The organism is Ureibacillus yapensis (assembly GCF_003515775.1).
Lineage (GTDB): Bacteria > Bacillota > Bacilli > Bacillales_A > Planococcaceae > Ureibacillus > Ureibacillus yapensis.
In genome coordinates this window covers 123,795-138,887 of record NZ_QWEI01000003.1, presented here as the reverse complement: position 1 = coordinate 138,887, position 15,093 = coordinate 123,795, and the positions used below count along the sequence as shown (strand labels likewise).

General features: G+C 38.6%; 15 protein-coding genes. 12 read left to right on the top strand and 3 right to left on the bottom strand.

Going from position 1 to position 15,093, the window contains the following annotated elements:
- Positions 1–90 precede the first annotated feature (90 nt).
- The 5 genes from D1B33_RS08215 (at position 91) to D1B33_RS08195 (ending at position 4,679) form a co-directional block, all read left to right on the top strand.
- Positions 91–432, top strand: coding sequence for a metal-sensitive transcriptional regulator (locus D1B33_RS08215; protein ID WP_118875898.1), 342 nt, complete (start codon positions 91–93; stop codon positions 430–432).
- A gap of 12 nt (positions 433–444) precedes the next feature.
- Complete coding sequence (gene copZ, locus D1B33_RS08210) at positions 445–651, top strand: copper chaperone CopZ (RefSeq protein WP_118875897.1); 207 nt, start codon at positions 445–447, stop codon at positions 649–651.
- A 90-nt stretch (positions 652–741) separates the two neighbouring features.
- Complete coding sequence (locus tag D1B33_RS08205) at positions 742–3,189, top strand: heavy metal translocating P-type ATPase (RefSeq protein ID WP_118875896.1); 2,448 nt, start codon at positions 742–744, stop codon at positions 3,187–3,189.
- A gap of 130 nt (positions 3,190–3,319) precedes the next feature.
- Entirely contained in the window at positions 3,320–3,946 is a 627-nt protein-coding gene (locus D1B33_RS08200) for a YdhK family protein (RefSeq protein ID WP_118875895.1), read from the top strand.
- A gap of 148 nt (positions 3,947–4,094) precedes the next feature.
- Positions 4,095–4,679: a hypothetical protein gene (locus D1B33_RS08195; protein WP_233549424.1), complete on the top strand. Its 585-nt coding sequence runs from the start codon at positions 4,095–4,097 to the stop codon at positions 4,677–4,679.
- A gap of 64 nt (positions 4,680–4,743) precedes the next feature.
- Here D1B33_RS08195 and D1B33_RS08190 read toward each other — a convergent pair whose 3' ends face one another.
- Both D1B33_RS08190 and D1B33_RS08185 read right to left on the bottom strand, forming a co-directional pair.
- Complete coding sequence (locus tag D1B33_RS08190) at positions 4,744–6,153, bottom strand: PQQ-dependent sugar dehydrogenase (RefSeq protein WP_118875894.1); 1,410 nt, start codon at positions 6,151–6,153, stop codon at positions 4,744–4,746.
- A 351-nt stretch (positions 6,154–6,504) separates the two neighbouring features.
- Positions 6,505–6,999 carry a hypothetical protein gene (locus D1B33_RS08185; protein WP_118875893.1) on the bottom strand — a complete coding sequence of 165 codons (495 nt, stop codon included), beginning with the start codon at positions 6,997–6,999 and terminating at the stop codon, positions 6,505–6,507.
- Between the two features lie 440 nt (positions 7,000–7,439).
- On the opposite strand from D1B33_RS08185, the gene D1B33_RS08180 reads away from it, so the two are divergent.
- The 7 genes from D1B33_RS08180 (at position 7,440) to D1B33_RS08150 (ending at position 13,314) form a co-directional block, all read left to right on the top strand.
- Positions 7,440–9,008, top strand: a complete 1,569-nt coding sequence (locus D1B33_RS08180) for an EAL domain-containing protein (RefSeq protein ID WP_147370388.1) — start codon at positions 7,440–7,442, stop codon at positions 9,006–9,008.
- Between the two features lie 313 nt (positions 9,009–9,321).
- Positions 9,322–9,819, top strand: a complete 498-nt coding sequence (locus D1B33_RS08175; protein ID WP_118876074.1) for a M15 family metallopeptidase — start codon at positions 9,322–9,324, stop codon at positions 9,817–9,819.
- Positions 9,820–9,932: 113 nt separating this feature from the next.
- Positions 9,933–10,256: a YnfA family protein gene (locus D1B33_RS08170; protein WP_118875891.1), complete on the top strand. Its 324-nt coding sequence runs from the start codon at positions 9,933–9,935 to the stop codon at positions 10,254–10,256.
- 180 nt (positions 10,257–10,436) lie between these two features.
- Positions 10,437–11,072, top strand: coding sequence for an FMN-dependent NADH-azoreductase (locus D1B33_RS08165; protein WP_118875890.1), 636 nt, complete (start codon positions 10,437–10,439; stop codon positions 11,070–11,072).
- A gap of 44 nt (positions 11,073–11,116) precedes the next feature.
- Positions 11,117–11,257, top strand: a complete 141-nt coding sequence (locus tag D1B33_RS18430; protein WP_158582944.1) for a hypothetical protein — start codon at positions 11,117–11,119, stop codon at positions 11,255–11,257.
- 404 nt (positions 11,258–11,661) lie between these two features.
- Positions 11,662–12,033, top strand: a complete 372-nt coding sequence (locus D1B33_RS08155) for a hypothetical protein (RefSeq protein WP_118875888.1) — start codon at positions 11,662–11,664, stop codon at positions 12,031–12,033.
- A 213-nt stretch (positions 12,034–12,246) separates the two neighbouring features.
- Entirely contained in the window at positions 12,247–13,314 is a 1,068-nt protein-coding gene (locus tag D1B33_RS08150; RefSeq protein ID WP_158582943.1) for a serine hydrolase domain-containing protein, read from the top strand.
- 122 nt (positions 13,315–13,436) lie between these two features.
- On the opposite strand, the gene D1B33_RS08145 is transcribed toward D1B33_RS08150, so the two are convergent.
- On the bottom strand, positions 13,437–14,948 hold the full coding sequence (locus tag D1B33_RS08145; RefSeq protein WP_118876073.1) for a glycine betaine uptake BCCT transporter: 1,512 nt from the start codon (positions 14,946–14,948) through the stop codon (positions 13,437–13,439).
- Positions 14,949–15,093: the final 145 nt, after the last annotated feature.

The window sequence follows — 15,093 nt, the reverse complement described above, 5'->3', positions numbered from 1 at the left end:
ATTTAAACCCTTTACATAGGGGGTGGGGGTATGTTATATTCTAAATATAGGGTATGGGGGTATGAATCCCCTCTTGAAGGAGGTTGGACGATGGAACCTGAAGTAAACGAAACGATTGCTTTAAATCATGAATACTGTACTACTTCTGCTGAAAGAAAAAGCCACCATTCTGAACAAACGAAAAAGAACCTTGTCACTAGGTTAAATCGAATAGAAGGCCAAGTACGTGGAATAAAAGGGTTGATTGAAAAAGATACCTATTGTGATGATGTCATTACGCAAATTTCCGCTACGCAGGCAGCATTAAATAGTGTAGCAAAGCTTCTGTTGGAAGCACATATGAAGGAATGTGTTGTGGATCGCATACAAGATGGTGATTTGGAAGTGCTGGATGAAGTGCTTGTTACAATACAAAAATTAATGAAAAAATAAGGAGAGATTCTAATGGAAAATGTAACGTTAAACGTAAAAGGCATGAGTTGCGGGCATTGTGTAAATGCCATTGAAGGAAGCGTCGGTAAACTGGAAGGCGTCGAAAAAGTAAAAGTAAACTTGGGAGCAGGCCAGGTAGACGTATCTTACAACAATGAAAAAGTATCTTTAAATGAAATTAAAGAAGCAATTGATGACCAAGGTTATGATGTGGAGTAATAGTTATTAGGGTTAGAAATAGGGTGCTTTAAGCACTCTATTTCTTTCAAAATAATATACCCCCGTGCGGTATGAAAAAGGAGGAAGCGAATGAAAATGGAAACGACCGATTCAAAAGGCAAACTAAAAGAAGCAAGTCTTCAAATTACGGGCATGACGTGTGCAGCTTGCGCAGCCAGAATTGAAAAAGGCCTCAATAAATTAGAAGGTGTGGAAGAAGCGAATGTCAATTTAGCGCTCGAAAAGTCGGTTATAAAATACGATGCCGAGAAAGTAAGCGAAGAAGATTTCGAAAAGAAGATCAACGACCTTGGCTATGGAGTGGCTAAAGAAAGGAAAGAGTTTGCGATTACCGGTATGACGTGTGCATCTTGTGCCAACAGGATTGAAAAAGGATTAAATAAAATGGATGGAATCTCTGTGGCAAACGTCAACCTTGCTCTTGAACAGGCAACCGTGGAATTTAATCCATCGGAAGTGTCAATCGGTGAGATTATTCAAAGAGTCGAGAAACTGGGCTATGGCGCCCATCTAAAAGAAAATGAGAAAAACGCTGTAGATTATCGTGAGCAAGCGATACAAAAACAAACAAGAAAATTCATCATTTCCGCGATTCTTTCACTGCCATTATTATGGACCATGGTTGGCCACTTTTCGTTTACATCATTCATCTATATGCCGGAGATTCTTATGAACCCGTGGGTACAAATGTTGCTCGCAACACCTGTTCAATTCATGATCGGATGGCAATTCTATGTTAGCGCATTTAAAGCGATAAAAAATGGCAGTGCCAACATGGATGTGCTCGTTGTCCTGGGAACTTCAGCCGCTTACTTTTACAGTGTCTACCAAGCCATTATCACAAGTGGTTCCCATGGAGCGCACGCACACCCGCAGCTCTATTTTGAAACAAGCGCAGTGCTGATTACATTGATTCTTTTAGGGAAACTGTTTGAAGCCAAAGCAAAAGGGCGTTCTTCTGAAGCCATCAAAAAGCTAATGGGATTACAAGCGAAAACGGCGCTTGTCGTTCGTGATGGGGTGGAAATAGAAATTCCGCTTGAAGAAGTTGTGATCAACGATGTGATTTTAGTGAAACCCGGCGAAAAAATCCCTGTCGATGGAATCGTGCTGGAAGGCAATTCCGCTGTGGATGAATCCATGTTAACGGGAGAAAGTATTCCCGTCGATAAAGCGATTGGATCATCTTTATTTGGTTCAACAGTCAATAAAAACGGTTTTATCAAAATGAAGGCAACAAAAATTGGACGCGACACTGCCCTGGCTCAAATTATTAAAGTGGTGGAAGATGCCCAAGGGTCAAAAGCTCCAATTCAAAGATTGGCAGACAAGATTTCAGGCATATTTGTTCCGATTGTTATAGGAATTGCCGCAATTACCTTTATCATTTGGATTGTGTTCGTAAAGCCCGGAGAGTTTACACCAGCGCTGGAATCCTTGATTGCAGTACTTGTCATTGCATGTCCATGTGCGCTTGGTTTAGCAACACCTACATCGATCATGGCTGGATCAGGTCGGGCGGCAGAACTCGGTATATTGTTTAAAGGCGGGGAACACCTTGAACAGACCCATCATATCAATACAGTCGTTGTAGATAAAACAGGTACTGTTACTAACGGAAAACCAGAGTTAACTGACGTGATTGCGGCAGAAGGGATGAATCAAGAAGAGTTTCTATGTTTGATCGGCGCAAGCGAAAAGCAATCCGAACACCCATTGGCAGAATCGATTGTTAAAGGAATACTTGAGCGAGATATCGAATTGGCAACTGCCGAAAAATTTGAAGCCATCCCGGGATATGGTGTGAAAGCGATTGTTAAAGGAAAAGAAGTGTTGGTTGGTACACGAAAATTAATGAAAAAATATAATGTTGATATTTCAAATGTCGTAAGTGTGATGGAAGAGTTGGAACTTGACGGCAAAACCGCCATGCTGGCGAGTATCGACGGAAGCTTTGCCGGTCTGGTTGCAGTGGCCGATACTTTGAAAGCTACTTCAAAAACGGCTATTAAACGTCTCCAGGATATGGGCATAGAAGTCATTATGATGACGGGGGATAACGAAAGAACGGCCAATGCAATCGGAAAAGAAGTTGGCGTCAATCATGTCATTGCCGAGGTGCTTCCCGAAGGTAAAGCCGAACAAGTTAAGAAATTGCAGGCGCAAGGCAAGAAAGTTGCGATGGTAGGCGATGGCATCAATGATGCTCCTGCATTGGCCGTCGCGGATATTGGGATGGCCATTGGTACGGGAACGGATGTGGCAATGGAAGCAGCTGATATAACATTGATACGCGGAGATTTAAACAGCATTGCCGATGCAATTCTCATGAGCCATAAAACGATTCGCAATATTAAGCAAAACTTGTTTTGGGCGTTTGCCTATAATACATTGGGTATTCCGATTGCTGCAGTAGGCTTGCTGGCACCTTGGGTAGCAGGTGCTGCAATGGCATTCAGTTCCGTATCCGTTGTTTTAAATGCACTTAGGTTGCAAAGAGTTAGGTTGGAAAAATAATACTGAAATATTAAAAATACTCATATAAATACTCGGGGTCTGCATAATTACTGCATAATTAGTGTTTAAAATATTAATTATAGTGAATATAAAGTTATAGCGAACCATATAATTAGGAGGAATTTTTAAAATGGCAAACAAAATGATGATAGGAATGATTTCATTCGCTGCAGCACTGACTCTTACCGCTTGTTCAGGAGATAATAAAGAAGAGGCAAATCAAAATGACGCAACTCAAAACCAGACAACTCAAGAAGAAACAAACGAAATGTCAGGCAATGAGATGGAAGAAACGGACAGTAAAGAGGACTCAGAAGATGCCGCTATGAATCATTCAAGTGACGGTGAAGTTCCGGAAGGCTTGAAAGATGCAGAAGATCCAACATTCCCAGTAGGAAGTAAAGCGGTAATTCAAGCGGATCACATGGAAGGCATGAATGGTGCTGAAGCTACGATTGTAGGGGCTTATGATACGATTGTTTATAGTGTATCCTATACGCCTACAAATGGCGGTGAACCCGTAAAAAACCACAAATGGGTCATTCATGAAGAGCTCGAAGGAGTAGGAAATGAACCTTTGGAAGTCGGCTCACAGGCAAAAATGAACGCAGACCATATGGAAGGGATGCAAGGAGCAACGGCAACAATCGATTCTGCTGAAGAAACCACAGTGTATATGGTCGATTATACATCTACAACAGGTGAAGAAGTAAAAAATCATAAATGGGTAACAGAAAGTGAATTATCCGCTGAATAATCCAGTATCCGCACACTTTGGACTTTCAAGGTGTGCGGATGTTTTTTTATTCTTTGAAAGATTGCTCAAAACTGGTGATAACGTATGAAAAGCAAAAATAGTATTAAATTGAAGTTCCATAAAGTTGCTGGAAGGTCGCAGTGTCATTTTGAAACAAAAAGGAGTGGAGCGGCTGTTTTTTAAATTAATTGCGGATGAGGTTCGATTTGCCCAATTAGAATTCCGCAAGCACAGAAAAACGAAAAGGATTGTTTTAGGTTCGCTGCTCGCCTGTATGGCTGCAGTTCTACAGGCAGCAGGCGGCTTTTTGCCGGGAGTCGGGTATATGATCAGCCCGTTTGCTACGTTGCCCATTTTGATTGGAGCCATGTTTTCCCTACAAATGGGAGTAATGGCTTATTTTCTAACAATTCTTTTGCTTTTCATCCTGTTTCCAAGTGAACTCGTGATCTTTCCCTTTACTACAGGACTGATGGGAATTGGTATAGGGGCGGCTTTTTCTTTTTTCAGTAAGAGAATAAGCATTATATTGATTGGTGGTTTTCTGCTGTCATTGGGTATTCTTTGTCTCCTCTATGTTTTCCGCTTTCCGGTACTTGGTCCAACGGTTTCAAATTCCTTTTCATTTTTGGCAACTGGAGGCATTCTTATTTTTTCATTTCTTTATAGCTGGTTATGGTTTGAATTTGCTTTGTTCTTTTTTAAAAAAATAAAGGACATTTTCACTCCGTGATTCCCTAAGAGACTTATGCTATAAAAAGGAATTGGATATTAACAGGGACTTTTTAATGGAAGAATCATGGAACAATTTCAAAAATAGTCCCCTTGTTATAATCCGTTACATTCGTGGAACCATAAACGCCTAAATATAATTTGGTTTGATTCTGATTGGCACCTAAACTCACAAAGTAAGCTGATTCAGCGCCGAAGTTAGCATCGATTTGTATCACGCTAAAATCATTTTGTTTTCCATCTAGTCTTGCCCTGGTATAACCCAAAACGCCTCTACCGGGAACAGTTCCTTCATCGCGGGCGAGATCTGTAAATACAACGCTTCCAGTTAAATCGGGGATATTGTGTCCCATATACGCTTGCACGCCTGTAAGAGCTGTTCCCCCAAATTTATCTGGCCGGGGATCCCTATGATAATAACTTGTTAGCGGCTGCAGACGCCTTGCGGAAGTTTCCACTGCTTCATTAAAGTAAGCAGCGGTGATTCTATCCAAAGTCTGGTTGCCAGGGCAGCCCTCAATAATCGACGTAGGAAAATTACCTTCCCATCCCCGCCAGCCAAAGTTTAAAAAACCTTCCTGATCAAGTCCAGAATTTATCATGGTAGATTGAATAAGCTGGGGAACCGATATAGGTTTAGTCTGAACGAATGAGTAAATCGCTTCTACTAAGTCCTGCCCAACATTCCCGACATATTTAATATATTGATCGTAAACTCTTTGATAGGAAATGCCCGAAATATTTCTAACACCTTTGGCAATGACCGTAAGTGTTTCCTGAATAGGTAAGGGAAGTTCGTTAAAACGGGTGACGATGGGGGGATTTCCGGCATAACTATTTATGCTGACATCTATTTCGATTATTTTACCGGCGATCTCCATGTCATTTTGGCTTAAATTATAAGGATCATAGCCCGAACCGCCGTCTCCTGTTGTTAAAACAAGTTTTCCTGTCTCTGGTGAAAAGTTTAAGCTGTTTACTCCGTTATGGTTTAAAAATGGCCTTCTTATATTAAGCAGTGTCCGTCGTTTTTGTGGTTGGCCATTCGGAGACATGATCCATTCTTCAACTGTATCAATATGATCATATTGAGCATCCCGATTTATCCATCGTTGGTTGATGGAATTTGGGTCGCATGGATTGGGAATAAAGCGTCCTTTAAGGGTGCCGGGGCCCTGTGATCCAGCTGCTGAATAATGGAGATAAAACAGTCCGTTATAATAAAAATGCGGATGAAACGCCAGACCCAGCAATCCCCGTTCATCATAACCGTTCTCTGTGCCCAGTTTTAAGATGTTCGGGCGGATATCCAAGAATGTTCGAACCACTCCGTTTCCTATGTAATAAATTTCTCCGATCTGAGTGGCAATGAATAACCTTTCGACTGAGTCGCCTGGCAGTACCGTTGTTTTGATAACAGTGGGCATATTTATATTAGTGACAATGGGCCGCAAACCAACCTTTACATCTTTCAACTTTCCACTCCTTTTAAAGTTTTCCTTGCTAAGAATATGACTGCATTTGTCCTATTAGTACCATGCAAGTGCTAGGGAATCCATTAGGAAAGGGGTTGCTCGCGTTATTTTTGAATTTTCATATTATCCGACGCTTTAAATTGGATTATAAAAATAAGCACGCCCCGGATGTCATCCTTAAACAATATCATTTACGCTCAGTATAGCTAAGTAGTTTGAGAAGAAGTGAGAAGGCGGGCGTAATAAACTTGCTAAATCATACAAACAAAAAATCATCCCACCATTTAATGCTCGAAGGTGGGATGATTTAAACAGATTCAGCAATCGATTTTCTATTGACCATGCTCATTATTAAATGCCTGCTACTTCCTGGTAAACTTGGTACATCAGGTTAATGGGGGCAGCAGAATTGGATTTACTTAAGTCCTCAAGCGATTCCAGAATGTAGTTTTTTAATTGATTATCTACTTTGACGGGTTGATTTAGATTAATCTGTTTTTTCTTCACTAAATAACTTAAAGTTAAAGGCCTGAAGTTATGAATCGCCATGTACATGTACATCGTAAAATCTTCTTCAGCAAAAAAATATAAAAAACCTGGCTGTTCCTCGAGCAATTTTCGATACCACTGAACTTTTGGTTCGATTAATTCATTTTTCCGAATAACCCTCATTCCATTTTTCGTATCATTCACAAATTCGATGTGTACGTTTCGATAATAAGAATCTGGTTCCCGTTTTAATTTATTTTCATAAATTTCCAATGCCGTTGAAGTATCTTTGCCATTTAACTCATCCAGCGTAATTGTAATAGTTTGTGTACGCAATGGTTTAGATTGTACTTTCATTGTCCTCGCTCCTTTGCTATTATTTGATTTTTCTGAAAGAATTACTATTCTATTCTTTTATTAAATACCCGGTTGTATTTTCTTTAAGCATTTTCTCATCTATTTTTCTTCCTGCTCACTCTTAAATGAAAATTATATTATCCTTAAATTTGAAAAAATTATCGAAAACTATCGAAAATCTTAAAATAAAGTAATATAATTTAATTCGGCATGGGAAAATAGAACTTGTTTATTTTATCTTTAACTAATACATATGTCTTTGTTTCAAAAAAAGGAGTTTGATTTAGCTTAAAAAATTATAAAAAAAGAAAAAAATTATCAACCCTTTAACCATGATTAGGGGTGCTTTCAATCTAATTTAGTAAAAAACCTTTCACCTCTTTTTCAAAAGTATGTGAAAACCTTAACATAATAGGGGAGCGTAATTAAAATTGGAACTTATGAATCAATCAGTACATCTCGAATCAGAATTAAAAAAAGCATTAGCCGGGAATGAATTTCGTCTTTTTTACCAACCGAAAGTTAATTTATCAACAGGAAAAATTGAAGGAATGGAGGCATTAATCCGTTGGGAGCATCCTGAAAAAGGATTGATTCCTCCGGCAGAGTTTATCCCAATTGCAGAGGAGAGCGGCTTAATCATACCCATGGGAGAATGGGTGTTGCGAAATGCATGCTTACAGACAAAAGAATGGATTGAATCTGGGTTTTCACCTCTTGTTATGTCTGTTAACCTTTCCGTTCGTCAGTTATACCAGCCAAATCTAGTAGAAGCAGTAGAACAAATATTAAAGGAAACGCAACTTGCTCCTGAGTATCTTGAGCTCGAAATTACAGAAAGTATGATGGTTGATAAAAATCTTGTGATTGAGGTTATCAAGGAGTTAAGGACTTTGGGTGTGCAAATGAGTTTGGATGACTTTGGAACAGGTTATAGTTCTCTACATTATTTAAACGAATTCCAAATAGATAGCATTAAAATTGATCAATCTTTTATTCGCAATTGTACATCCAACTCTTACAATTCATCTATTGTAAAAATGATCATCGAGATGGCGCACCGCTTAAATTTGAAAATAGTTGCCGAAGGGGTCGAGACGAAGGAAGAGCTGATTTTTCTGCAAAAGAATTCCTGCAATCAAGGCCAAGGATATTTGTTTAGCAGACCTTTGCCAGCAGAAGAAATTAGCAAACGTATCCTCGAGATTGAAGAAATTGTTTCTCAAAAAGGAATTTTCCAACAATTGCATAATAAACGAATGATGGAAGAAGCACTGGAAAGCAGCCGTCAGGAATTGCGTGACATTATGCATCAGCAACAGGGGATGATATTTAAGGTTATAAAAGAAAATGATCGATTTATCCATACCTTATGTGACGGTCAGTTAATGTATAGAATGGGTCAGAATCCCGAACAAGTAATCGGCAAAGAGCTAAAAGACTTTTTGCCTCCCAATTTAGCGAAAGAGAAAACAAAGTATTACCAGATGGCATGGGAAGAAACGGAAAATGTAACATATGAAGCTGAACACAATGGCATCCATTATTTCGCCTCCTTGTCTTCCGTTAAAAACAATGGACAAGTTACTGGCATAATCGGTTCATGTGTTGATATTACAGAACAAAAGCGCATTGAACTTGCGTTAAAAGAAAAGAACTTTATTTACCAAATTATTACTGATCATATGCTGGATTTAATTGGAATGTTGGACATAAACGGTAAAGTGGTTTATGCTTCACCTTCCCACGAAAAACTATTGGGATTTCCAGCCAGTCATTTTTTAGGAGACTCTGTGTTGCCTTTAATTCATCCCGAAGACATTCCTGCACTTCATGAACAATTTCTTAGCATCAGAAAATTGAAAACATCTCGTCAGTTGATGATGAGATATAAACATGCCAATGGCGGATGGGTTGATATTGAAGCAAAAGTCTCACCTGTTTTTAATGAGGATGGCGAAATCAAATATTTTATTGCCGTCGGACGAAAGCGATCAATTGAAAAATAACAAGAGACAAAAGGTTGAACTTGAAGAAATATTGGTTTTAAAAATATTTTCGCAAATAGGGATTTCCAACTCTTGATAAGGGAAGCAAATAAACGAAATCCAAGAAAGGAATACCGTTGGCGATTAGTTGTTTCTAGAAGAATAAGAGATTAAAATGTTATAGGGGATAAAAATTTTTGATTTTGATGCAAAGGGGCTTGAAAGGAATTTAGTTTTGAAGAAAAAAGGGATTGGTAGTTTTTTAGTGACATGTTCTTTCCTGTTCATCCTGATCATTCTCTGTTTTCAACTTCTAATAGTTTCAGACAATCCCATGACTCCTGATATAAATAGTAGTGAGGAACCGGTTCCTCTTCCAACAGGCATTCATCCTGTAGTGAAGGAACGGGTAAATCAATTGATTGAGCAAACTGCCGCAAAAGGTATTTCGATTGTAATTACAGATGGTTTTCGAAGTACGGAAGAGCAAAATCAGATTTATGAGAAGGGTCGTTCGCTCGAGGGAAATGTCGTTACACATGCAAAAGGCGGAGAATCTTATCATAATTTTGGCCTTGCTGTTGATTTTGCAATTGAAACGCCTTCCGGTCAAGTCATATGGGATATCTACTATGATGGAAATGGCAATGGGCAATCAGACTGGATGGAAGTTGCTGAAACAGCAAAAGCACTTGGCTTCGAATGGGGCGGTGATTGGGCTGAATTCAAGGATTACCCACATTTGCAAATGGATTTTGGTTTAAGTATTTTTGAATTGCAAAGAGGCGAAAGACCGCCTCACAATATAGAAACCGAAAATACAAACTTTTAAAAAGCTCTGATCAGTATTGGTCAGAGCTTTTATCATTAGAAGCGGTGCCAATAAACTTCCAAAAAAAATAAGTTATAATGGAGAGTGAAATAATAAGACTAGGGAGTTTTCTAATGATTGGTGCAATTGTTTTATTTTTGCTTGCCGGAATAGCTGAAATCGGTGGCGGCTATTTAATCTGGTTATGGTTAAGGGAAGGAAAGCCCTTTTACTGGGGAGTGCTTGGAGGCATTGCTTTAGCTCTCTATGGAGTTGTCGCTACATTTCAATCCTTTCCATCGTTCGGCAGGGTTTATGCTGCCTATGGCGGAGTATTTATCATCCTTTCAATCTTATGGGGCTGGGGCATCGATAAAAAAACGCCCGATTTATATGATTGGATTGGTGCAGCGATTTGTTTGGCAGGAGTTGCGGTCATTTTATTGCCGCGCTCATAATCAATAATTCATCACCTGCATAATGAAATGGCCAAAAAGATGTTAGATCATCGCTTTGGTCTTTTTTTGTGTATTTGCACAAACTTTTTGCTATTTTTCCAATTTTAAACAAGTATAGAAATCGGCAATTTTGCCATACTGAAATTGCGTAAAATTTATATGAAAATAAGGTGAAGAAAAATGGCGAAAGTATTGTATATTACCGCTCATCCAAATGATGAAACACAATCATTCAGTATGGCAGCAGGAAAAGCGTTTATCGAGACATACAAAGAAAAGAATCCGGATGATGAAATTGTCCACATTGATTTATATAAAGAGCATATTCCACATCTTGATACTGATGTTTTCAGCGGATGGGGGAAACTTCAATCCGGAAAGGGATTTGAAGAGCTCTCAGCGGAGGAAAAAGCAAAAGTTGGACGTCTGAGGGAACTAAGTGAACAGTTTATTTCAGGGGATAAATATGTTTTTGTGACTCCTTTATGGAATTTCTCGTTTCCTCCGGTGATGAAGGCGTATATCGACTCGATTGCGGTGGCCGGAAAAACATTTAAATATACGGAACAAGGGCCGATCGGTTTGTTAACAAACAAAAAAGCGCTTCATATTCAAGCACGAGGCGGAATATACTCTGAAGGTCCAGCTGCATCATTCGAAATGGGCCATCGTTTCTTGAGCGTCATTATGTCGTTCTTTGGTGTTCCTTCTTTTGAAGGGCTATTTATCGAAGGGCATAATGCTATGCCGGAAAAAGCACAAGAAATAAAGGAAAACGGGATTGCCCGTGCGAAGGATTTGGCTTATACTTTCTAAATAAATGCAGATTTAGCAATGAAAATATAGAAAGAGGGTAGCATATGGACAATAAAACAATTCATTATGATGGTACCGTGAAAACAATTGAAAATGATTATGAAGAGTCAACCGACCATGAACCAATCGAAATAAACGAAGAAATCCGAAAAAATATCGGCGGCAATCCATATATTTTTGAATAAACTAAATTCTCTCCAAAAATAAACCTCGAATAAGCGTTATAAAACGACTTATTCGAGGTTTAATTGTGCATGCTTGGCAACATAAGTCGATTCTCTACATAGAGTTATAACAACAACTAATCGTTTAATGTACTATAGATAAAAAAGGAAAGGCGTGAGTTTTTGAGAAAGGCAAACTCTTCTAAATTAGAAAAATGGCGAGCGGACTATGCGGCGTCAATCACTACGCTGGCTTGTTTATATAGTTTAATTGTAAGTTGGGGAGAAAACTGGTTTCTTACTTCTCTTTTGGGTTTAGGGGTATTTGTTTGCGGATCAATTGGCTTTTTTAATTTAAAGCGTATTCGAAAAAACCATTGAAAAGTGCTTTGAAGATGAAATTTCTACTTTGAAAGGAGGAAACTATGAAAAAAACTATGAATAAGCTATTTAAAATGTTAAGCATTCTATCATTTACCGGGATGATTATTATAGATCATTTTCCAGTCATGAGTATAAAACCACTTGCCGTCAGTACATTAACCCTGGCAATATTAGCAACAATAACCAATGACCGTTCCGTACTAAAAAAATTTCCAAACCTCCGAAAAGAACTCTTCGAATTAATTTATTTATTGGGTGGACTATTATTGCTTTTCCTCCTATTAACCTTACTTGGGGGAGAATCACAAAGTGGAATTGGTTTAAACAACCCTACTATTTGGATTCTATTTGCCATTTCTACCATCACTATATTGGTACGGTATCTTAAGTTGAAAAAACAGCAAGAAGATTAAAATACATAGAACGAAGAATAAAAAGCTAACAAGAAGAAACATAAATAATCATTCATTCCCAATGCCTTTACTTTAAAAAGGCCAGAGTTTGCTCAAGTTTACCTATTAATGGAAAAAATGATAAAATGAAACTGATTGGTTTACTATACGTATAGCATAAGAGCAGCTTTTTCTCGGTAAATACAATTTAAATCGATGAACGGGGGGAGTCATTTGATTAATACGGAAACGGAGAAGTTGATAAAAAGGGAATTAGATCAAGCAAAAAAAGCAAGTATCGTCCTTGGGGTAATCAAAAAGGATGAAAAGTTCACATCCGGTACTATTTATGATGATATGGGCAAAACAGAAATCGGTGACTGTGTATTTGAAATAGGTTCAACGACAAAAACGTTTACGAGTTTACTCCTATCAAAGTTAGTGCTTAATAACACCATCGCTTTGGACGAACCGGTCTCAACGTTTAAACCTGAGTACAAAAATGCGTTGTCGTACAATGGAAAAGAAGTGACATTCCGCCATCTATCAACACATCGTTCCCGGCTTCCAAGAGAAGATATGAAAAAAATCCGCCAACGTCTAAAAGAACATAAAGAGGATAAAGACAATCCCTATAAATACTTTTCGCATGACGATTTACACCAGTTTTTTATGGATTTGGACTTAAAAAAAGAAGTAGATCAAAAATGGGGCTATTCCAATGTAGGTGTAGGATTATTGGGAAACCTGCTGGCAGAAATCTTGGGTACAACTTACGAAGAAGCAATCAGAGCTGAAATTTTGAACCCTTTAGGCATGAACGATACTTTTATAAACGGATCTCCGGAACAATATGAGCGTTATATAAAATCTTATAATAAGAAAGGGAACAGAATCCCACCGATTGAATTGCCTGCCATCCATGCTGCCGGTGCGTTGAAAAGCACCATGAATGATATGCTTCTTTATCTGGAACATCAAATGGGGCTTAAAGAAGAACCATTTAAAGAAGAAATCGAGCTGTGCCACAGAGTCCATGCGAAGACACGGTCCAAAAAATTGAATATGGGGCTAGGTTGGTTTATCGAGCAGAAAAAATGGATCGATTCTCCGATTATCCATCATGGCGGAACAACAATTGGTTTCCATACGTACTGCGGTTTTATAAAGGAAAAACAAGTAGGTATTGTCATCTGCTCAACCATTCAATTGAAACCAATGCGGATCATAAAAATGCTTACGAATCTTACAGGGATGGTAAATGAAGATATTGCGGAATCAATCTATAAGAATAACTTTTAATTGATAGGGATAAATGGTTAATATCAGCGTTTTTCATCTAAACGGCTTGAATAGAAAATGAGCCTAACTTCCTCCATTAATGAAGACGAAGTTAGGCTTATGGCTATAATTCTTTATTAAGTTTATTTTTTTTGGGGTTTTGGTTTCAAGTACAATCCAAGTTCCTTTTTCTCTTTCATTAAAGAGATATAAAGGGAAATCATCATTAAAATTATAATTATTGAGAATGGGAATGCTGCTCCAATTAATGCATTTTGAAGGGCTTGTAAACCGCCGCTATATAAAAGAATCAATGCTACAGCAGATTGGGCAATTCCCCAAATTAGTTTTACTGTATTAGAAGGATTCAGTGATCCGTACATTGTTTGCATGCCAAGGACGAAAGTGGCTGAGTCAGCGGAAGTGATAAAGAAAATTGCTACAAGGACGATTGCTATGATTGAAAGCAATGTAGACCATGGAAATTCACTAAAGACTGCAAACAAGACTTGCTCTGTAGCCAAGCTTGATAAATCAATATTTCCTGCCTGCTGTACTTCAATTGCTGAAGTGCCAAAAACCGCAAACCATATAAAGCTAACAATAGCCGGAAGGAATAATACACCAATCATGAACTCGCGGATGGTTCTTCCCCTGGAGACACGGGCAATAAATATACCAACAAACGGTGACCATGAAATCCACCAAGCCCAATAAAAGATTGTCCATCCATTAATCCAATCCCGCTCCTCGGCATTAAGCGGTGCGATTCGGAAACTCATTTGAACAATGTTTTGGACATAGCCGCCAATCGTGTCAGTAAACATGTTTAAAATAAGAATGGTTGGTCCAATTATAAACATCAATATCATCAAGACAACTGCCAGAATCATATTTACATTACTTAATATTTGGATCCCTTTACTTAATCCAGACCAAGCCGACATGATAAAGAGTACCGTTACAACAGCTACAATTATTAATTGAACAGTGAAATTGTTTGGTATACCAAACAAGTAAGATAAACCGCCATTAATTTGCGCGGCTCCAAAACCAAGTGTCGTCGCAACCCCTATGACCGTTGCAAAAACTGCCAACACATCGATTACGACTCCGAAAGGACCGTCCATGCTTTTCCCTAGGACTGGTTTTAATGTTGCTGATATAAGTCCCGGTTCACCTTTTCGAAATTGAAAATAGGCCAAAGCTAATGCCACAATTCCATAAATGGCCCAAGCGTGAATTCCCCAGTGGAAAAACGTGTACCGCATTGCTTCTTTGTGGGCGGCAGGTGTGCCTCCCTCTGCAATTGGCGGATTTATGAAGTGGGAAAGTGGCTCCGCAGCCCCCCAGAATACTAGTCCAATTCCCATCCCGGCGCTAAATAACATCGCAAACCATGATGCTGTCGAAAACGCCGGTTTATCATCAGGTTTACCTAACTTTAAGGCCCCAACAGGACTAAAAATAAGGAAAACACAAAAAATCACTATAATTGAAACTAAAATTAAATAGTACCAGCCAAATGCTGATGTAAGGAATGCTTGAATATTGCCTGTTAATTCTTCAAAGCTATTTGGTGCAGTGGCACCAAAAATCACTGCCGCAAGAACGATTGCAACAGAAATCCAAAAAACGTTGGATATTTTTTTCATCGAATGTTCCTTTCTTTGCAAAAAAATTCCCTTTATTTCAGTAATCGAATAAATATTTACCCAAAACTGAGCACTTTAAAACATTATTTTTAAAGCAGATATGACTAAACTATCAGAAGTCGGAAGGGGATTGCAAAAGAAAGGG